25 protein-coding genes are annotated in these 20,405 nt (G+C 31.0%); 24 read left to right on the top strand and 1 reads right to left on the bottom strand.

Annotated elements, in window-relative coordinates; genetic code table 11:
* Positions 1 to 320 precede the first annotated feature (320 nt).
* From DK442_RS20970 to DK442_RS20950, 6 genes are all read left to right on the top strand, one after another.
* Complete coding sequence (locus DK442_RS20970) at positions 321 to 644, top strand: hypothetical protein (protein ID WP_109437837.1); 324 nt, start codon at positions 321 to 323, stop codon at positions 642 to 644.
* 142 nt (positions 645 to 786) lie between these two features.
* Positions 787 to 978: a hypothetical protein gene (locus tag DK442_RS20965; protein WP_109437836.1), complete on the top strand. Its 192-nt coding sequence runs from the start codon at positions 787 to 789 to the stop codon at positions 976 to 978.
* A 24-nt stretch (positions 979 to 1,002) separates the two neighbouring features.
* A complete protein-coding gene (locus DK442_RS28805) occupies positions 1,003 to 1,137 on the top strand; it encodes a hypothetical protein (RefSeq protein ID WP_255412246.1) in 135 nt (44 codons plus the stop codon).
* Positions 1,130 to 1,312 (top strand): hypothetical protein, encoded by a 183-nt coding sequence (locus tag DK442_RS20960; protein WP_109437835.1) that lies wholly within the window; start codon positions 1,130 to 1,132, stop codon positions 1,310 to 1,312. Before DK442_RS28805 ends, DK442_RS20960 begins: the two co-directional genes overlap by 8 nt.
* Positions 1,313 to 1,314: 2 nt before the next feature.
* Positions 1,315 to 1,674 carry a hypothetical protein gene (locus DK442_RS20955; RefSeq protein WP_109437834.1) on the top strand — a complete coding sequence of 120 codons (360 nt, stop codon included), beginning with the start codon at positions 1,315 to 1,317 and terminating at the stop codon, positions 1,672 to 1,674.
* 202 nt (positions 1,675 to 1,876) lie between these two features.
* The gene (locus tag DK442_RS20950; protein WP_109437833.1) at positions 1,877 to 2,233 is read left to right on the top strand and encodes a hypothetical protein; all 357 of its coding nucleotides are present in this window, start codon (positions 1,877 to 1,879) and stop codon (positions 2,231 to 2,233) included.
* Here the strand turns inward: DK442_RS20950 and DK442_RS20945 are convergent.
* Entirely contained in the window at positions 2,230 to 2,583 is a 354-nt protein-coding gene (locus DK442_RS20945; RefSeq protein WP_109437832.1) for a hypothetical protein, read from the bottom strand. The genes DK442_RS20950 and DK442_RS20945 overlap by 4 nt on opposite strands.
* Before the next feature lie 159 nt (positions 2,584 to 2,742).
* Between DK442_RS20945 and DK442_RS20940 the strand changes: the two genes are divergently transcribed.
* The 18 genes from DK442_RS20940 to DK442_RS20860 all read left to right on the top strand — a co-directional run bounded on the left by DK442_RS20940 (position 2,743) and on the right by DK442_RS20860 (position 20,377).
* The gene (locus DK442_RS20940) at positions 2,743 to 2,982 is read left to right on the top strand and encodes a hypothetical protein (RefSeq protein ID WP_109437831.1); all 240 of its coding nucleotides are present in this window, start codon (positions 2,743 to 2,745) and stop codon (positions 2,980 to 2,982) included.
* 3 nt (positions 2,983 to 2,985) lie between these two features.
* Entirely contained in the window at positions 2,986 to 3,357 is a 372-nt protein-coding gene (locus DK442_RS20935) for a hypothetical protein (RefSeq protein ID WP_109437830.1), read from the top strand.
* A gap of 12 nt (positions 3,358 to 3,369) precedes the next feature.
* On the top strand, positions 3,370 to 3,861 hold the full coding sequence (locus tag DK442_RS20930; RefSeq protein ID WP_109437829.1) for a hypothetical protein: 492 nt from the start codon (positions 3,370 to 3,372) through the stop codon (positions 3,859 to 3,861).
* 16 nt (positions 3,862 to 3,877) lie between these two features.
* A complete protein-coding gene (locus tag DK442_RS20925) occupies positions 3,878 to 4,456 on the top strand; it encodes a terminase small subunit (protein ID WP_109437828.1) in 579 nt (192 codons plus the stop codon).
* Complete coding sequence (locus tag DK442_RS20920) at positions 4,437 to 5,885, top strand: phage terminase large subunit (protein ID WP_109437827.1); 1,449 nt, start codon at positions 4,437 to 4,439, stop codon at positions 5,883 to 5,885. The genes DK442_RS20925 and DK442_RS20920 overlap by 20 nt, the downstream gene beginning before the upstream one ends.
* A gap of 3 nt (positions 5,886 to 5,888) precedes the next feature.
* The gene (locus DK442_RS20915) at positions 5,889 to 7,256 is read left to right on the top strand and encodes a phage portal protein (RefSeq protein WP_109437826.1); all 1,368 of its coding nucleotides are present in this window, start codon (positions 5,889 to 5,891) and stop codon (positions 7,254 to 7,256) included.
* A gap of 83 nt (positions 7,257 to 7,339) precedes the next feature.
* On the top strand, positions 7,340 to 7,933 hold the full coding sequence (locus DK442_RS20910; RefSeq protein ID WP_109437825.1) for a hypothetical protein: 594 nt from the start codon (positions 7,340 to 7,342) through the stop codon (positions 7,931 to 7,933).
* Between the two features lie 2 nt (positions 7,934 to 7,935).
* Positions 7,936 to 8,316 (top strand): hypothetical protein, encoded by a 381-nt coding sequence (locus DK442_RS20905; RefSeq protein ID WP_109437824.1) that lies wholly within the window; start codon positions 7,936 to 7,938, stop codon positions 8,314 to 8,316.
* Between the two features lie 2 nt (positions 8,317 to 8,318).
* The gene (locus tag DK442_RS20900; protein ID WP_109437823.1) at positions 8,319 to 9,602 is read left to right on the top strand and encodes a major capsid protein; all 1,284 of its coding nucleotides are present in this window, start codon (positions 8,319 to 8,321) and stop codon (positions 9,600 to 9,602) included.
* Positions 9,602 to 10,186: a hypothetical protein gene (locus tag DK442_RS20895; RefSeq protein ID WP_109437822.1), complete on the top strand. Its 585-nt coding sequence runs from the start codon at positions 9,602 to 9,604 to the stop codon at positions 10,184 to 10,186. Before DK442_RS20900 ends, DK442_RS20895 begins: the two co-directional genes overlap by 1 nt.
* A gap of 1 nt (position 10,187) precedes the next feature.
* The gene (locus tag DK442_RS20890; RefSeq protein WP_109437821.1) at positions 10,188 to 10,709 is read left to right on the top strand and encodes a hypothetical protein; all 522 of its coding nucleotides are present in this window, start codon (positions 10,188 to 10,190) and stop codon (positions 10,707 to 10,709) included.
* Positions 10,710 to 10,711: 2 nt separating this feature from the next.
* A complete protein-coding gene (locus tag DK442_RS28310; protein ID WP_160114277.1) occupies positions 10,712 to 10,882 on the top strand; it encodes a hypothetical protein in 171 nt (56 codons plus the stop codon).
* Between the two features lies 1 nt (position 10,883).
* Entirely contained in the window at positions 10,884 to 11,819 is a 936-nt protein-coding gene (locus DK442_RS20885) for a hypothetical protein (protein ID WP_109437820.1), read from the top strand.
* A 45-nt stretch (positions 11,820 to 11,864) separates the two neighbouring features.
* On the top strand, positions 11,865 to 12,329 hold the full coding sequence (locus tag DK442_RS20880; RefSeq protein WP_109437819.1) for a hypothetical protein: 465 nt from the start codon (positions 11,865 to 11,867) through the stop codon (positions 12,327 to 12,329).
* The gene (locus DK442_RS20875) at positions 12,302 to 12,946 is read left to right on the top strand and encodes a hypothetical protein (protein ID WP_109437818.1); all 645 of its coding nucleotides are present in this window, start codon (positions 12,302 to 12,304) and stop codon (positions 12,944 to 12,946) included. Before DK442_RS20880 ends, DK442_RS20875 begins: the two co-directional genes overlap by 28 nt.
* Positions 12,921 to 16,205: a phage tail tape measure protein gene (locus tag DK442_RS20870; RefSeq protein WP_109437817.1), complete on the top strand. Its 3,285-nt coding sequence runs from the start codon at positions 12,921 to 12,923 to the stop codon at positions 16,203 to 16,205. The genes DK442_RS20875 and DK442_RS20870 overlap by 26 nt, the downstream gene beginning before the upstream one ends.
* Positions 16,198 to 18,345 carry a hypothetical protein gene (locus tag DK442_RS20865; RefSeq protein ID WP_109437816.1) on the top strand — a complete coding sequence of 716 codons (2,148 nt, stop codon included), beginning with the start codon at positions 16,198 to 16,200 and terminating at the stop codon, positions 18,343 to 18,345. Before DK442_RS20870 ends, DK442_RS20865 begins: the two co-directional genes overlap by 8 nt.
* Positions 18,338 to 20,377 carry a hypothetical protein gene (locus DK442_RS20860; protein WP_109437815.1) on the top strand — a complete coding sequence of 680 codons (2,040 nt, stop codon included), beginning with the start codon at positions 18,338 to 18,340 and terminating at the stop codon, positions 20,375 to 20,377. The genes DK442_RS20865 and DK442_RS20860 overlap by 8 nt, the downstream gene beginning before the upstream one ends.
* Positions 20,378 to 20,405 lie beyond the last annotated feature (28 nt).

The following is a 20,405-nucleotide window of genomic DNA, read 5'->3' as shown; positions in this document are numbered from 1 at the left end:
GCATAAGAAGATATTCAAATTCGAAAAATACATTATTGGCATATAGGAGATAAGTTTCATAAAAGGTTAATTTAGTAAACTAATAAAAAGAACCAAGAAAGGAGCTTACAGGACCACATATGAGAGGATCATTGCGGAGAAAAAATACAATGTTCTAGAAGATTAAGATTTTTAATAACAGAAAATATTCAAAGATTAATCGATCAAAACAATTCAACAATAGACAATATTGAGAATATTTTAAACGGTCATAACACTTATGATCCAAAACACAAGAAAGCTATTTATTTATCAAAAAAAACAACTTAAATAAGAAAAAAATGGAATTAGAATTTAAAGGAACAAAAGGAAAGTGGGAAGCTGTTATGAATACATCAAAAAACAGTTGGACAATTTCTTCTTGGGATAGAAATAAAAGTTTTGGACATATAGCTTATATTAATACTGGTATTGGAGAGGCGGAAGATATTGATATTACTGCAAACGCTAAACTAATAGCAGCAGCACCAGAATTGTTAGAAGCGTTAAAAGATCTTTATATTCAAACACTAGATTGGACAAATCAGGGATCAATTGAAGAAAAATATTACTTTAAATCTGTTCTTGAAAAATCTAAAAAAGCAATAGAAAAAACACTTAAATAAAACACTAAACAATTAGAACTATGAATATAAACGAAAAAATAGATTATTTGTTCTCAAAAATCAACTGGAAGGATTCTAATCTAGACTCAAAGGCAATTGAGATAATGAATAATTTAAAATCAGATATTAAAGAACTAATGAAATGAAAAAAGAACAAAAAGAGATAGAAAAATTTAGAGTTTATAAAGTCGGATATGACGGTAGTTTTTTTATTACAACACATTTTGAAGATGTGAAAGCTACAATTGAAGATAGTGAAGAAGAATATACAATAATTTCCTTTAAAATGACACAAGAAGAGTATGAAGAATTACCTGAGTTTGAGGGGTTTTAAAGAACTAACATTAAATAAAGAAGAATGAAAACACATTGTAGAGACTGCGGTTGGATTGGAGAAGATTGCAATATGAATGGGGTTTTATGTCCTATTTGTGAAAGTGAAGAGGTTTATTATGTAGAAGATTCAGAACTTAAAAACCAATCCAATGGATAAAGAACAACAGGAAGCAGAGAGAATATACAATTCAATAACCTCTGAAATAGAGTTAATTGACTACTTAAATGGATTGACTGTTGTTCCGGATAACATGGTAGAGGATTACGCAAATAGATTTGCTAACACCATGAATGAACTTACTGAAGCAAAACAAATAATACAAGAAATGTAATTATGAAAATAAATCAAAAAGGAGCAACTAGAATAGTTATATTAACTAAAAAATATGCTATAAAGATTCCAAATATATTGTTTTGGAGAATGTTTTTATATGGATTACTTGGCAATATGCAAGAGAATAGTTTTTCTAAAATGAAATATAAAGGCATGTGCCCTGTATTGTTTTCCTTTCCAGGAGGTTTTTTAAATATAATGCCAAGATGTCGTGTATTGTCTAGGAATGAATGGGACTATATGCATGTGTATAAACAGTGCAAGAGACTACATAAGGATGTAAATATACCTGTAGAACTTAAATACGATAGTTTTGGGTGGTTAAACGATAATATAGTAGCGATTGATTATGGGTCTTAATAATATTTGTGGAAAACCACAAGTATAAGAAACAACCTAAGAGTACCTTTGATTTATGATAAAGAAATGGTTTTATAAAAAACGTAGAGAGTACTTAGCAAAGAAACATAATTATTGCATTTGCAATCCAAAGAAACCAATGTTACCAGATTTTAAAACATGTCTGCATTGTGGACGAAGAATATAATTGTAAATTTACGATATGGATAACTCAAATAAAATTTTTAAAAAATTTGTAGAGGTTTTGCGAAATTTCGGAATAACATCAAAACAATTCAATCAAAACGTTAAAAATTTTCAATATGAAAAGGATCTATATCATCTTTCAACAGTAACAAACATAGAGGATGTAGAAGAGCTTTTAAAAAAACTAGCACCATTACAAATGGTTATGGAACAAGTTTTTAAATTCTATTGTGCTACAGGAAGATTTCCTAATAAAGAAGAGGATGAATTTATTTATCAATATGGATTCAATAATTGGCATTCATTACATATAAAATCAATACAAGGGTATAAGACTGGTAAGCTTCTTTATAAAACCATAAAAAAATCCTAACTTACCTCATGCCACATCCAAACCCCACTATTATCATTAAAGTAATATAGAATATCATCACATTCAAAATTCTTATATCTATCAATTAGTTCTTTAAATATTTTTTTAGAAGCTCGTTCACTTCTTTTTCCGGAATATTTCTTAATACCATCAAAATAGGAGTATACTTTATTTTTAAGATGTGCATATTTCTTCCCTGAATCATTTACTTTAATGTAAGACAGACCGCAATACGCACGGTTTATCTTCTTCTCGATAAACTCTGAATCAATTTGTATAGATTTATTTAACATTGAATTAGGAATATTTCCTAAAATTAGGAATAAATCCAATTGCAATGATGTTTTCATTGTTTAAAATTTATTATTTTAATTTAGACTAAATAAGAATAATAATTGTATCTTTACTATATCCTATGATTGGCTAGTGATTTCTAGTTGGTTTTGTGAACGTTGTTTAATTGATTTAGCAAAGGGGAGGTGTTTCATTGTCGCCTCCCTTTTTTAATTATGAAAAAAGTAATTATAACATCTTCAGGTATTAAAATCACAATTGAGAGTAACCCAGAAAACTCTAACAAAAACTTTGATTATATATCAAACACCATTAGTGATTATTTTGAATGTATAGAAGAGCCAGAATACATTAACCAGGACGTTTTGTTTGAAACTAAACTAATAGAGCAAAAGAACTCCTCATTGTTTTCTGATAAATCAAAACATGTGATCAACAAGAATTTAATGAATTAAGAAATGAGTAATGCACCATTAGTTAAGATAAACAGTTTTTCTCATATAGAGAATGAATATAACAATGGTGAAAATATATTTCATGTTTTAAAATTGATAGAACATTCTAAACAATATCAAGAATTTGATTTACCACTTTCAGGAATAGATATTTCAACAACACCTTGGGGGAGTAGTATCGATATAAAAACATTCTGTTATCATGCTAATAGAATTAAGAATGCAGATTTAAATTTCCCAATACTTTTAGATGAATACGGTTTTATATGTGATGGGTGGCATAGGGTATGTAAGGCCATACTCAATAATCATAATTCAATTAAAGCTATTAGATTAGAAACTATGCCAGAACCAGATAGAAGATCAGAAGATTAAAAAAACTAAAAGATGACAAGTAAACTATCAAGAACATTATTTTTAGGAATATCTCTTATTCTTGCAATATTAGTTCCTATCACCGCACCTCAATGGTACAATTCATTATCTGCACATGCAGATTCTACAAATGAAATCATATATAATGGAATGCATTTGTTTTCAATTTTCTTTTTCTTCTTAAACGCACCACAGCAAAAAAGGAATTTTGATTATATAATTGGTTTAGGAATGGGATCTATATTATTAACAAACATGAATGATTTTCCAATAGCTCATAATATTTGTACAGCTTTGACTTTAGCAACTGCTATTTATAGTATGCTTTATTATTGTTCCAAAAAAAACAGAGTTATTAATATCTATTTAGCTTCATCAATTGTTATTGTATTTGTATTAGGCTATTTATCGAAAGATATTTATTTCGCAATGGCTGAGATAATTGCAATGTGGATTGTAGGAATACATATGGCTCGTAGAATATGGATAGGGGCGAGACAGTAAAACAAGGTTATGAGTTATGGGAGGAACTGAAAAAACTAAAATAAATAAACCAGATAATCTTAACGCCAAACAAAAAAGATTTTGTGAAGAATATGTTATTGATTTGAATGCAACACAGGCAGCAATTAGAAGTGGTTATTCAAAAAAAACAGCTAGATCACAGGCACAGAGACTGTTGACAAAAGTTGACATTCAGAATTACATTAAATCTCTCCAGTCAGAAATTCAAGATAGAAATAAGATAACAGTTGATGAGTGTGTACAAATACTAGCAAATATAGCCAGATTTGATATATCTGAAGTTTATAATGAATTAGGAGGTATGAAGGCAATCGCTGAGATACCCAAAGAACATAGAACTGCTATAACTGGAATAGAATCTGAACAACAGTTTGATTTTATGGATGGTGAAAAAATTCCGGCAGGAATCATTAAGAAAATCAGAACTTCTGGAAAGGAATCTGCTATAGATAAACTAATGAAACATTTAGGAGGCTATGAGAAAGACAACCAACAAAAACAGGTAGTAATTGATTATTCGAAATTGAGCCCTGAAACACTAATGAATATTTGGAATGCTAGAAACACCGATTGATATAAACATCGTAGATGTAGCAATCACGCTTTTTAAAAAGAGGGTGTTTGATTTCATTACTGTTATTGAAGGTAAGAGGCATAAAAAACAGGAAGAAGCATTAAAATTACTAACAGATGATAAAATTGAAGAGTTGGTTTATGGTGGTGCTGCGGGTGGCGCAAAGTCATGGACTGGTTGCGTATGGTTAATGTTTATGTGTTTGGTATATCCTGAAACTAAATGGTTTATTGGTAGAGAAGAACTAAAAAGGATTACAGAATCAACTTTAATCACTTTTTTTAAAGTAGCCAAAGCATATGGAGTAACCACTTTTAAGTATAATGGTCAAAAGAACTTTATTCAATTTAAAAATGGCAGTAGAATTGATTTACTTGAACTTAAATTTCTTCCAAGAGATCAATTGTATGAAAGATTTGGATCAACTGAATATACTGGCGGTTGGATAGAAGAAGGAGGTGAAATTAATTATGGAGCTTATGAAGTTCTTAGATCTCGTATTGGTAGACATTACAATGATAAATATGGAATAAGGGCTAAATTATTCATTACTGCAAATCCAAAAAAGAACTGGTTATATTCTGATTTTTATAAACCATTTAAAGCCGGAATTCTTACAGGAATTCAGAAGTTTCTACAAGCATTTGTTCAGGACAATCCATTTATAGAATCTGGTTACATAGAACGTCTTAAAAGGACAAAAGACAAATCTAAAAAGGAAAGACTATTAAAAGGTAATTGGGACTATGATGATAATCCCTACGCACTGTGCGAATATGAAGATATTATAGCAATATTTGAAAACGATCACATTAAATCAGTAGAACAAAAATACATTACTGCGGATATAGCCAGGTTTGGTTCTGATTATGCAAGAATTGGCGTTTGGAAGGATTGGGATTTAATTGAAATAAAAAGCTTTGAAATTAGTAAAACTACCGATATACAGGCTTGTATTGAAACATTACGAACTAAGTATCAAATAGCTAAACATAATTCCATTGCTGATGAGGATGGTGTTGGAGGTGGTGTCGTAGATAATTGTGGAATAAAAGGGTTTATGAATAACGCTAAACCATTCAAGGAGATAGTAAGTGGAGAAAAAAAAGATACGCCACAATATGAAAATTTACAAACACAATGTCTATTCTACTTAGCAAAAAAAATAAATAAAAATCAGATCAGAGTAAGTGCAGATATTTCACCTTCTGATAAAGAAATGTTATGTGACGAATTAGGTACTATTGAAAGAGATCCTTCTAAGAGTAAAAAACTTTCATTAGTAAAAAAAGCGAAAATAAAAGAAAATATTGGCAGGTCACCAGACTTTAGAGATCTATTATTAATGAGATCTTTTTTTGATTTGAGTCCAAAAACAAAAAGAAAAGAAACTAAACAAAGTCTATCCGAAATGGGAATAGCATATTAGATAATGGAAGAAGAAAGCATCCTACAATTAATAATCGATCAACCCTATAAAGCAATACAGGAGTTGAAAAAAGATGGTAAAAATTATCTTGATATTGAGAAATACAAAAGTGAATACAAGGATCTCGATAGAAAAATAAGACCTTCTCAAATAGGGAATATTCAAAAAGATAAAGTTGTTGGAAAAGGTGAGAGTAGAAAAATAGTTCAAGCTGTAAGAACAATTGTAAATCTTCAGAGGAAGATTATTAATACTGCAACTGCTTTTGAATTTGGAAAACCAGTTAAACTTATCCCTAATGAAGATAATGAGTTATCAAAATTGATTTTAAAAACATGGAAATCAACAAGAATTGATAGTAAACTTCAGAAAGCTAAGATTCAACAAAAAAGTGAAACTGAAAGTTCTGTATTATTTTATATTTCTGGTGAAGGTGAGGCAAGAAAAATGAGATCCAAAGTATTGAAATCTGATGAAGGTAAAATGTATCCTTATTTTGATTCAGAAGGAGATATGATCTACTTTGTTTGGCAATTTAAACATAAGAATGGTCAAAAAACTATTGATAACCATTGGATATATGATAAAGATAAAGTTTACAAGTTAAGTACTAAAAAAACGGGTAAAATGATGCTTGATAATTCCATTGATCATGGATTTGACAAGATACCTATTGTATACATGTCACAAGATCAGGTAGAATATGAAGATGTTAAGTCTTTAATAGATAGATATGAGGTTACTTTATCAAAATTAGGAGCAAGTAATGACTATACAGGTCATCCAATACTATTTATTGAAGGAGAAGTTCAAGGTATGCCTGATAAAGATTCTGACGGCAAAGCGTTAAGAACTTCAGTTGAGTTTGATGATAGTGGAAATAAAATATCAGGTAATGCTAAGTTTCTAACGCATGATAATGCTCCTGAATCAGTAAAATTAGAAATAGAAACAATAAAAGAATTAATATATTCTTTGACATCAACACCTGATCTTTCATTCGAAAATTTAAAGGGTATAGGTAATATATCAGGGGTCGCTCTAGAACTTATGTTTTTGGATCCAATAATAAAAGCATTAATGAACGAAGGGGAGAATAGAACTATCGTAGAAAGATGTATTAATATCATTACATCGGGATTAATAACTACAATTAAGACATCATTAAAAAGTCAAAATAACAATCTGTTATTTGAAGTTTCATTTGATAGTATTCTTCCAAATAACTTACAAGAAATGGTAAATACATTATCAAAGGGTGTAACTGATGGTATTATTTCTAAGAAAACAGCAGTGGAAAAACTTGCTTTAACAGCCGATAACGAAATTGAATTCAACCAGTTATCTATACCAGAAAACAATAACAATTAATTTTTTTTATCCATTATTCTTATTTAGTCTAAATAAAAATAAAAACATTATATTTGTTTTATAAAAAATAATTTCATAAGAAAATGAACAAAAAGGAACTAATAGCAGAACTAAAAAAATTAGGGCTGTCAGACGAGGTACTTTCGGGCATTGAAGATGATCAGTTAGAGGGGTTAGTGGAAAAACTAAAACCTAGAGAATTGGCATTTGATGATTTCTTGAAAGAATCTAAAAACCAAGGAGAGTTTGATAGAAGAGTTGCAAAAGCTTTAGAGACTCAAAAAAAGAAATTGGAAGAGCCAAATACGGATCCTAAACCGCAAGATGTGGATCCAGATCCAAAGAAAAAGGATGAAATTCCTAATTGGGCTAAAACACTTCTTCAAAAAGTAGAATCAATTGAAAAAGGAAAGATTGAAGATACTAAAAGAGATTCTGCAAAAACTATACTATCAAAAAGTGAAGTACTACCAGATGATCTTAAACAAAAGTGGATTAGTAGAATAGACATCAATTCTGAAACTTCTTTGGAAGATCAGACAAAGGCACTAGAAGAAGAATATTCAACTCTTGTTCAGTCTTATGCTGATAAAAAAACAATAGCTGGTCCAACTCCTAATATCACAGATGACAAGGAACCCAGCAAGGAAGAAATTGATAATTTTATTAACATTTAAAAATGACAACAGCAGATTTAACTTCAAAAAGTAAAGTTACTACTGGAAATGATTCCATAGTAATCATGCGTAATCTCGGAGATATTCCAGGAGGACGTACACTTGATGTTACAGGTTTTGCTCCAGATGTAATTAGTGCAGGTCACGTTATTATTAAAGAAACATCAAGTGGAGAATTCAAACCTATGCCTGTTAATGGAAGTGCTTATGATGCACTACCATCAGGACACACTTATGAAGGTGTGTTAGTAGCATCAATCGAAAAAAGCAAACCTTTTGCTGCAATTATGGATAGAGGAGATGTCCTTGAACCGGCTTCCCCTTATCCACCAACTTCAGCAATTAAGACAGCTCTTTCATTAATCAAATTTAAAACAGAGTAGTAATGGAAGAGTCATTATTTGTACAATACGTTAAAAAATATCTTCGTCCAATAGCTCAAAGAATAGTAGAGCGAATTAATGGAGAAAAAAAGGAACTTACTTATAGGTTTCAGGAAATGTTAACTAAGCGTTTTTCGCCAACACTTACTTGGAAGACTTTAAGTAAAAATGGTAATATGGTAGCCGCTGATATAGTTTCGTTGGATTCTAGCTTACCACTTAAGAAGAGAGACAGTGTTTCTAAGATCAAAGGTGATATTCCAAAACTTGGTATTAAGTTTAAAATGAATGAGCGTCAAATGCAAGATGTAAATATATTGCAAGCTACTCAGAACAACGAAGATGAGCTTATTAGATCTTTGTTCGAAGATACACCAAAGGTAATTACAGGGGTTTATGAAAGGCTAGAGTACATGTTTCATCAAGGTCTAAGTACTGGAGTGGCCTTGGTTAGTGAGGATTATACAACGGGAACTGGTGTTCGTGTCGATTATGGACATCCTGACTCAAAAAAATATGGTGCTTCCGTTAAATGGTCATCTACTGATGCAAAACCAGTTGATGATATAGAAAGAATCCTTGACGAAGCTGAAGATGAAGGAGATAGTCCACAATATATAATTATGGATAGATCTACATGGAATGTATTCAAAACTAACGAGCAAGTTAAATCTTTACATGCAGGAATGTTAGGTCTAACAACTGGTACTTTCCCAATTCCGACATTAGAACAGGTAAATGACGCACTATTAACCAATTACAACGTTACTTTGATTGTGGTTAATAGAAGTGTTTCTATTGAGAAAAACGGTGTTATTACAAAAAGAAAGATATGGGAGCCTAACAAAGTTAGTTTCATTCCTTCTTTAAATGTTGGGTCTTTGACATATGGAACAGTAGCAGAGGAACTTCATCCAGTTGGAGGTGTTGAATATGCAAAGGTTGATGACTATATCCTAGTGTCTAAATATAGAAAAAATGATCCTTTAGCAGAATTTACTTCATCACAAGCATTTGTATTACCAGTTATTGATATGATTGATGAGATTTATATCCTTGATGTCGAAGAAGCTGCGGATGATATTCAAACCGAGGATGATGCAAACTTTGATTATAACGGAGCAGTTTATGCAAGGTCAGGTGTTATTTCTGCTATTAACTTAGCTGACGAAAATGCAAATGCGTTAGACACCAATAAGGATGCAACTCTTCTGAAAAAAATAAATAAACTTTCGGATGAGCAACAAGAGGTATTTGAAAATAATCTTCCTGCACCTATTGTTTAATGTTTAGTGCTGAAAACATAAAAAACCTGAATGAAAGAATAGGATGGAAACAACCTATTGAAGAAGGGCTTGATTCAATTGTTTCTGATGAAAATCAAACAAGTGAATCAGGTCGATTCTTTCAGGATTTTAGTCAACTTGTTACAATCAAAAATTTACATGGTTGCGCACCACAAGCTCATCTCAATGATGAATTTTTTAATCAGTATTTAAAGGAATTAAGAGAATCAGTAGTTCTAACAGTTCTAAACGATGTGTTTTCTTATAATAACAATTCTTGTTTAAATACAGATTACAATCCTTGCATTGAATCAAACATTAACAATTTTGACAATTCTTTAGGTTATATGATGGCAAGAAAGGTTATTGAGATCATTATTCATACTCACAGAAGTAATATGGAGTCTAAAGAGGCTTTGTATAGTTATAGTGAGTTGATGAGTGAATTAAATGGTGTTTTTGATAGTAGAAATAGATTGATTGTTGATGGATTAGCACAGAAATATGATAAATCTATTGAAAAGCTGAGTAATTGTATAGTTGGAAGATCTGGAGTATTCATTGAGTCAGTTAATTTGTGGTGATATGGTTCAAAAATCAGAAAGTAATAAGGGGATTGATAAATCGATAAGTGATATTCAAGATGTTCTGAAAAGAGAATTTATTTCAAAATGGAAAGACTTTGATATTTATGGAAAGATTTACAAGAATGTAAAGGATAAAAAAAACATAATGGAAGTTTATCAAGGTAATGGCGAATACAAACCATTATATTTTAATAAAGATAAAACTGCCACTGTGTTTTTTATTGATTCTGATTCACATTCAACACAAGATGAATTGGTTTATACTTCTGATCTTAAGATTGTGTTCGTTTTGAACCTTTCACAGATATATAATTCAAGAAAAGATTCAGATGCGCATAGTGAAGTTGTTAATACAATTCGAAACAAAACCTTTGGGAATTTTGAGATAAAAGAAATCCAGAAAGGTTATAAAAACATTCTTAGCAATATCAATAATGAATCATTTGTATTTAGTGACATCCATCCTTATCACATGTTTTCAGTAAACGGAAAAATAACATATTATTTAAAAGATTGTTGATTATGACAAAAAAAATAACTGTTGAAAATGAGAAAAAGGAGTACATCTCCAAAGCTGTTTTCAACTTAGGAAGTAAAAAAGACGGTTCTGCTAAGAATAGTTATAAAGTAGGGGATAAAATCCTATTGACTGAAAAGCAAGCCGAAATATTAACAAAAGAAAACAAAATATAAAATGGCACTAGTAAAAGATTTAGTGAATTTAGGGTCTTGTGGTGTTGGTAACTCTTTGGGGATGAATGTTTCATTAGGATGCAAACAACGTATTGTTGCAGCGCAGACTATTGGGGCTTTTACGCCTGGTGCCTTCATGGATCCTAACCAAGAATTAACCGAAGCATATTTCCTTCAATTAATGGAGGAAGGTAAAATTGATTTGGCCACAAATGTAACCTCTTTTGAGGAAAATGGTTCAGATGATGCTATTGAAACTTTAGAAGATGATACACAGATCGTCACCAATGAAGGAAAGTATAAGTTCATGGCCACCTTTACAAGTGGTTTATATCTTAATCGTGCCCTCCATTCATTAAAAGGTTTCGGTAGTCGAGACATTTTCATTATTGACAAAGAAGGTAGTATAATCTTGACCAAAAGAAATGCCGGAGGAGTAAAAGGTTTCACTACTGGAATGATTCAACCAGGAAAACTTCAATTTCCTTCTAACACAGTTGGTCAAAAAGAATCTCTAATGTTTCAATTCTTGAATAGATTTGAAATGGATGATAATTATGTTATTATTGAAAAAGAGAACTTGGATTTTGATCCTAGAATTATCAATGGAGTATCTCAGGTGACTTTATCTTATGTAAATGATCCAACTGCAGCCGATACAACTATCACTTTTGAAGCAGTCTTAACTCAGGACAATAAAACACCTTTAGAAGGATTAGAAAGTAACGATATTGAGTTTGCAGTTAATGGAACAGTACAAAGTATTACACCTGCTCCAGTTGTAGGTTTTCCAGGTCGATATACGGCAACTGTAACAGCCTTGGCAAGTGCTGAAAACACTAGTCTTAGACTGCATAATACAACAGATTCCAGAACTATAATAAATAAGGACGGATCATTGTATAAATCACTGACTTTAACTAAATTAGTAGCATAGTTATTTCCCTGAGAAATCAGGGAAATTCTATTTTAAATTACCACAATGCAAACTGCGGTATCTCCTATAATTAGCGATTTAAAAGATATTAAATCAAAGCTTGAAAATAAAGCTCATGATATAATTGAAACTAAGGAACAGGAAATACTAGATTACAATAGGAAAAATCAATTATTTAGTAAAGGTGTTGATTCTAATGGACAAAAGTTAACTCCTCCATATGCTGAATCAACTAAGAAAAAGAAGCAACGTAAAGGTTTACCAACAAATAGAGTTACTCACTATGATACTGGTAAGCATTACGAAAACTTTAAAATAGAAACCAGAGGAAAACATTACAATGTTTTTGCTGATACTAAAACCAATAAAGGTTTTGATTTAGGCAAACATCTTAATGATCGGTATGGTGGAAAAGTCTATGGGCTTACTAAAGACAACAACGACAAAATCAATAAGGAAATAATACTACCAAATTTAATTCAATGGATGTACGATCAAATAAAAGTGTAAGACTTTATAGAAACTGTGATGAACTACCAATATGGAATTTTGACCAACTTATATCAGGTAAGGGATTTGAATGGTTAGTTTATGAGTATGATGGTTATGGGGATAGAGAGGTAAATGAGGAAGAATGTAATTCTCTATTTGAAAAAATAAAGGAAGAATATTTCGAGAAAAGCGAAAACCAAGATTCTATAAATATCTTAATGCTTGAAGCTGAGATTGATTATTTAACTAGAAGATATACAATAGTATATGCTCTTCTGTCAGTTCTTAAAACGGGTTGTTCAGAAAAGAATAAACCTAAGTTTTATCAAGAGCTAAGAAGGTGGAGATATTACTTAGATGAAAAAAAACCTCTAAATGTAGAAGTCAAAAGGTTAGATAATCAACATAAATCAAGTAAAACGCTTATAAATCGTAAACAAAAGGAGTTAGAAAATATGGTAAATACTGGTAGTAAATCTATCAGTTTATTCCGTCAAAAAATAAAGCTGCAAAGAACATTATCGATGCAGATGGATTTGAAAAAAATAACTGTTACTGAATGGCTTGAAATCAATAAAGAAGCTGAGGAGGTAATGAGAAATAGTAAACATGGCAAACCCTATTCAGGCGATTGAACAAGCAAGTAAATTGATTGATCAGCTAATTCAAAAACTCGAATTAACTGAAGATCAAATAGTATCTATTTCTGGATCGGCATCCAAAACAGCCAAAAATTTCTTCGATATAAAGTTGCCAAGAGAACTAAATGAGCAACTTAAGCAAAGTAAACAATTCAGTAGTGATTTAAATTCAGTTTTAAATGAGCGTCAAAACCTGCAAAAAAAGTTGGTAGATTCTCAAACTAAACTTTCTAGTGCTGTTTCAGAAGCTAACAGACAAATAATTAAAAATAAATTTGAAACACAGCAATTAAATAAAATAGAAAAAGAAAGTGCTATACTCAGTTCTAAATTAGCTACAGAATATCAAAAACTTAAAGTTAAAAGAGATCAAGCAGCAAGAACAATTCAAAGTTTGGTTGCAAAGCAAGCTCAGGGAATAAAGCTTACCAAACAGGAAGAAATACAGTTAAAAAAAGCTAGAACTGAGTATTTAAGATATAAAAACGCAGTAACAAAAGCGGATGCCGCAGTAGGGAAACTTAGTTTTACTTTAAGAAACCAAAAAGCAATAATGGCTAGTACCGTATCTACGGTAAGATCATTAGCCAGTGCATTTGGACTAACAAGTGCAGTTTTTATTTTTGCGGATATTATAAGAAATGCAATAGAAAGAGTAAGGGAGTTTGATAAGGAAATGCAAAACCTTGCGGGTATTTTAAGAACAGATAGGAAAGAGTTAAAAGATGTAGAAGATGCAATAATTGATGTTGCTTCTGAATCTATTAAAACTTCAAATGAGGTTGCAAAATTAGCTACTAATTTATTTACTTTAGGTAAGTCAAGGGAAGAAGTAAAGCTATTGCTTAAACCTGTAAATGATTTAAGTATAGCTCTTGGAACTTCTTCTGAAGAAGCAGGGGAGTTCCTAGTTCAAACTTTAAATTCTTTTGGAGCAGGAGCAGATGAAGCAGCAAAGTACGCAGACACTATTGCAGGAATTAGAACCTCTACAAGTTTAGATTTCCAAAGGATGCGAGATTCTTTTCAATACATTGCTCCTATATCTAGATTATTAAATAAAGATTTAGCTTACACTGGTGCATTAGTAGGAATACTTTCGGATAATGGTATAAAAGCAGAATCAGCAGGTCGTCTTCTTGCGACTTCACAAATAAAGCTAGCAAAAGAAGGCTTAACATTAAATGATGCACTAGAGCAGGTCAATGAAGCTTACAAAAGTGGTGCAACAGAATTAGAAATATTAGCACTAGCAGGTAATCTTTTTGGAAAACAAGCAGCTAAAATTGGAGCAGTATTGGCTATTAATACTGACAACATAGGTAGATATGAAGAAAGGATCAATGCTGCAGGTGGATCTTTAAAGGATTTAGTAAATGAACAATTAAAATCAGTAGATGCAAATTTAAAAATTACAGAATCAGCATGGGAAAGCTTAATTTTAAAAATAGATAATGGAGACAATTCTGTATCTAAGTTTGTAAAAGGAGCTTTAAAAGACCTAACACATATTTTAAACAATTTAAGTTTATTGTTAAACAACAATATATCCATTTTTGATAAATGGAAAATAGGAGTGAATACACTTACTAAAGGTTTTATGAGAACTATTCCTTTTCTAAGAACAAGCAATGGTTTATTTCATGAGAGTGTTCAACAATTAAAAGAGGATAATAAAGCTAGACTATCTAATGCAAAGGCCATAGACGAGCAAATCAAAAAATTTATAGAGCTAAACGGTTCTCTGGCACCATTTAACAAAGGGCAAAAACAAAAACAAGAAAACCCATTTAGTTTATTTATAGAAGGAGCAACAGAAGCTGAAAAAAAAGGAAGAACATATCAAGATGTACTTGACGATATTAAAGTACAAGAAGATTTATTGAAATCATCAACAAAAGAAGGTGCAGATACAATACTTGATAAAATTAGTGTTCTTGAAAAAGAAAGAAAAGCTTGGGAAAGATCTAATAAAACCAAAAAGAAAGCTGAAGTAATTATTAAGGATTCAATTCGTGATTTTGAAAACCAGATAGAAGTACTAAGAAAAAATCAAACTGAGACTTCAAAAAGTTCTGAAGAATATGCCGTTTTTGAACACCAAATTCAAGTATTAAGTAATACGATTAGAAACCTAAAAGGTGATTTTGAACAATTAGAAGATATTAGCCTAGAAGATGCTTTTAATATTTTGGGTGATGCTGCTGATTCAGATCAAGCAGTTCAAGATGATATTGACATTTTAAAAGAATTAATCAATCTAAAAGTAAATGAAGCAGGCGGGGATTTAGATAAACTGGCAATACTTTTTGATAAAGATTTATCTGTAGATCAATTAAATGATATATATGAAACACTTAGTGAGCTTGATGAAGCTTATGCAGATAAAAGAATTCAATTACAGCAAGAACTTGGCGATGAGTTAAAAAATTTAGGTTCAGAATTATTGACTTCTTTTGTCGAAATTGAAACCGAGAAATATGATGAAAGAATAGAAGCAAATAACAATTATTATAATGGACTTCTAGAAAATGAGGAATTAACTGATGAAGAGAGAAAACAATTACAAGAACAAAGAGAAGCTGAAAACAAAAGACTTGAAGATAAAAAAGAAGAAGTAGAAAGAAGAGCTTTTTTATTACAACAGGGTTATAAATTAGGTGAAATCTCAATAGATACAGCACAAAAAGTGGCTGCTATTAAGGCAAATGCTGCGTTGATGGCTTCCAATATTGCAACAGCAGCATTTGCACCAGTTGCACTAGCTCAAATACCTTTGGTTATTGCCACAGGAGCAGCTGCAGCTGCTTCAATTGCTGCGCAAACAATACCTGCATTTAAACATGGTAAACCAGAAGGGGATAACTATTTCGGTGATGCATGGGTCGGTGATGGAGGAAAAAGAGAGGTTATTTACAATCCTAAAACTGGTTCGTTTGGCATTACTCCAGATACTCCAACATTAACCACCGTGGGTAAAGATGATATTATCTATAGTTCTATTCCTGCATTTAACAAGGAGTTAAATAGCGATCAAGTTATGCAAGCAGCTTTTATGACTTCTTTATATAGTCAAAAATTGAATACAATAGAATCGAATGAAATGTTCGGAGCTATGTTATCCAAATTCCAAGGACAAATAAAAAGTGAAATAAAAAGCGGTCTCAAATCCGCAAGGTTTAATATTTATAATGATGCTCCAAAAGTTGATGTTTCAGCAGCTTTGAGATTAAGAGGGAAAATAGATGTTTAACGATAGAGTAAGATACATATTAAGAGGTGAAAACTTCGAGGAATTTAAAATCACTGATATAGGTGATGATCCTATTGGATGGGATCAGGATACTCGTAAAATAGAACGAAGTAAAAAATCAAATAGCTTTATAACTAAGTATAGTGAAAATTTAGAATTTGTAAAAGAATCAGCAACAAGATTGTATCGTCATGCTAGACAATTTGGAACTAAATCTAATGTTACGCTGACTAGACAAGAGCGTAACCCAAAAACAGATTTATTTGAAGATATATATACTGAGTCTCTTGACATGAAAGAATACACTTATAAAGACAATAAGTTCAGTACCAAATTCCTTTCAGGTGGTTTTGATGAGTTGATTAAAAATCAAATGTCAGAAAAGTATGAATTAGACAGGGAGGATGATATAAATGGCAATCCTATTTCTAAATTGACATATAAAACGGTTATTTATGATGGCCGTAAATTATTTTTACAAAGTTTACTTGAAAATAGGGATGAAATTTTATTTCAATTAGCATCAACTGGATCAGCCGATAATTTTCCTTTAACATCAAATATTACCTATGAGAGTGATGATAGTGTACAAAGTTCAAATATTTCTGGTGAAACATTTATAGGTTCAAGAAATAAAGCTTTTCCCGAACAGAGTTTTTTTTATGTGAATAAAGAAAGAGAAAGAGAGTTAAGAATTTCAATAAGTTTCAAATTCAATGTATTAAATACACTTAATAATCGTAATCCAACATTAAGATTGGTTATTGCACGAGGCACTTATACAAATCCAGGGGCATTGATGCCTATTTTCGATGTACAAACATTAGGTTCATATGTAGCCTCTGCGGGCACTGTATTTTCGGATTCATTTAACCTTAATTATTTGATTGAAAAGAATCAAGGCGTTATTATATATTTAGTTCTTGATTCTGCGTTCAGGCAAGTTAATTTAAAGTATGAAAAAAAAGATCTAAGTATAAGAATTGAAGAAGATAGTGATTTCCCTGCAACAGAAGCAAATGCACTTATCTTTCATGATGCTTTAGAAAGACAAATTGAAATAATCACTGGCAGTAAGAAAAATTTTAGATCTGATTATTTTAAAAAAGGACAGTTTAATGATTTACTGATTTCTTCAGGGAAAATGATCCGAAAATTACCAAAATTAAACGATGATCAAGAACCTACGGATGAATTAGAATCTATGACTTTATCTTTAAAAGATGGTTTAAGCTCTTCTGGATATTTTAATTTGGGTTATGGTGTAGAAACTATTGGATCTAGAAAAATATTTATAGTCGAGGATTTAAAATATTTCTTTCAAAACAAAATTACAATTCGTTTAGGTAAAGTTTCAGATATTGAACGCTCATTTGCAGAAGATTATTCATGGAAAAGTGCAGAATTTGGAAATGATAAAGCAGGGGATTATGAAGAACAACAAGGACGTTTTGAGACTAATGCATTAAACGGTTATGGATTTTATAGTTCTGAAGCTGAAAATGAATTTGATGGTAAGTCAAAATTAAGATCTGATTTAATCGCGGTGGAATATGCAAGAAGAAAAAACAATGATATTGCTCCTAGTGAAGATACCCCATATGATAAAGAAAACTTTTTACTTCATTCAAAACTGGTTAACAAAAACAATTTTAGATTAAGAAAATGGAGAGATGATCTAGAAGAACAGCCTTTAAATGTCTATGATCCAGAAAGTGCAGGAAATTTTTTACTTACTCCTTTTGCTTCGTTGGAGCGTCATGGATGGTTGTTTAGAACGTCATTGAACCGTTTTCCAGATGAATATGTTAGGTATACAAACACCACTGGATATTCAAAAATGACTACCAAACTACCTGGGAAGTTAAGAAGGTCGGAAAATGGAAACATAAAAAATAAAGAATTAGGATTTCCAAAATTCGATGATGAGATAATAAAATTTAATGTAGAAACAACATTTGAACTTAGAAAACAACTATATGGATCCTTTGAAAAAGATGGCAGACAATTACCAAATGTATACGGATTAGTAGAATTTATTAATGATGCAAATCAAAAAGAGTATGGGTGGATTATATCCGCAGAGGAATCAGATTTAGCCAGTTTTGAAATAATTAAAGCAAGTATATCAAATGCCTAGTACAATAACATTAAGATTTAATAGAGTTCCAAATGTCGGGGAGAGCATAATACTTAGACCAGATATGAATGATGGTTTTGGACCAATGATAGAAACATTTGTAGCTAGAAGGGTAGGGGCTTATCAATGTACTATTGCAAGCAATGTAAGTTCACAAAGATCTTTTTTTACTTCCGTGTTTAGGGCTGACTATCGAAACGGAGGATTTATATCATATCAATTTTTAAGTGATTTTGAATCAGGATCAGGTTTGCCAACGTTGAGAATAACTGTAAGTAATAAAGAAAACTTTTTTGATTCTTACATTGACAATACTAATGGAGCATTAACTGTTTTAGGTGTAAGTACAACTTTACCTCCTAATGTTCCTGCAGTGGATAACGTTTCATTTACACAAGGTGATTCGCCATGTAATGAAGTTAAAGGATCTTTTAGTTTTAGTACTGGAGTAGATTCTTTAATAATCAGAGATTCTTTAGGCACATCAATTGAAAGTCCTGCTATACCTTCAGATATAACTTCTTATATAACCTCAATAAATTTAAATAAAGGATCATCCTACACGATACAGGTTTTCAAAGCTGGATTATCAAGCACTAAATCGTTTACAACCCCTCCAAAAATATCGATTAAGAGTATTACTAAATCATTTACACCAAATGGATATACCGTTACAGTAAATGCAAATGGTGATATAGGAACTAATGGTGTAATGTATCAGATTGAGAATGCAACGCCTCAAAATAGTCCACAATTCCCAGGTTTGTTAGAAGGAACATATAATTTTACCATACTTGATGCTTATGGTTGTGTTATTAGCCAATCTTATGAGTTAATAGATGATTTATCAACTACTGGGAGCTTAGATCCTTATTTTGAACTTAGTGAGTTAAATAGCTTTCATTTCGCCAAAAGAGAGGAAAACAAGTTGTATGAAAACTACTTTAATACATTGTCTTTTGAAGAATCTTCATATAAGCCGATCAACTTCACCCATTTAATAAACAAATCTGATATTGTTACGATACAATTTAGAAGTACTTATGAAACACATACTGCAAAAATAGTAGATCAAAACAATGTTGAAAACATTATTCCGGTAGCAAAAAAGAGCGAGAACATAAATATTTTTGATGCTAGGGATGCATATTTAACCTACCTAGGAAACAACAAAACAGGAATATACTTCTTTGGTGGAAAAACTTATGATCCATCTACTAGAGTAGAGAATGGTATTAATATTTATGACTATAGTTTACCAACTTTTTACGATATAGACTCTTTTGTAAAACTTGGTAATTTAGGATGGTATCAGATAATAGATATAGTATTTGATGAAGATTTACAATCATGGGTAGCAGTTACAAATTACAGAAGTAATTCATTTACGGTTGATCAAAATATTGTTGTAGATATTAATTATAATCAATTAGATTATGAAGTATATGAATTTACTGTTGATTTCTCTTCTTATGAAGGTTGCTATTATTTAGACTTAACTTTTAGTGGTTTTGATGAAACAGTAACTTATAATTCTGAGGTAATTGAAGTTGCTGAATCTTTTAATAAAACTTTCGAAATAATATCCAGTAATACAGAAAATAATGAGATCAATTATAATACTGGTATAAAACATATAGTGCGTCTTAAGTACTTAAAACCAAAAACTGTTTCAAATAAAAAAGATATTAATGTTAATAGAACAGACACCAAAATCTCACATCTCAACGCAAGATTAACGGATAAGTTTAATTTTATCTTTAGACCTATTCCGATGGCTATAGTCATAAAATTAACGCGAGTGTTAGCTTTGGATAGGGTCTTTATTGATGGAGTTGGTTACATCGCTGGGGATGATTATGATTTTGAACCTTTAGGAGATTCTAACCTATATAAATTTACTGCTATTATGACTCCAAATAACAAGCAGTTTGATTCTTCGAGTAATAGAAACGTGATTTCTAATGTAGAGTATGAAGGTGGATTTGTAGAAACACAAGATGGTCAAGGGTTTATAAAACTTAATCCTTAATTTTTTTGTTATTATTCTTATTTAGTCT

Source organism: Aquimarina sp. AU119 (assembly GCF_900312735.1).
Taxonomy (GTDB): domain Bacteria; phylum Bacteroidota; class Bacteroidia; order Flavobacteriales; family Flavobacteriaceae; genus Aquimarina; species Aquimarina algiphila.
This window is presented reverse-complemented; position numbering and strand designations above follow the sequence as displayed.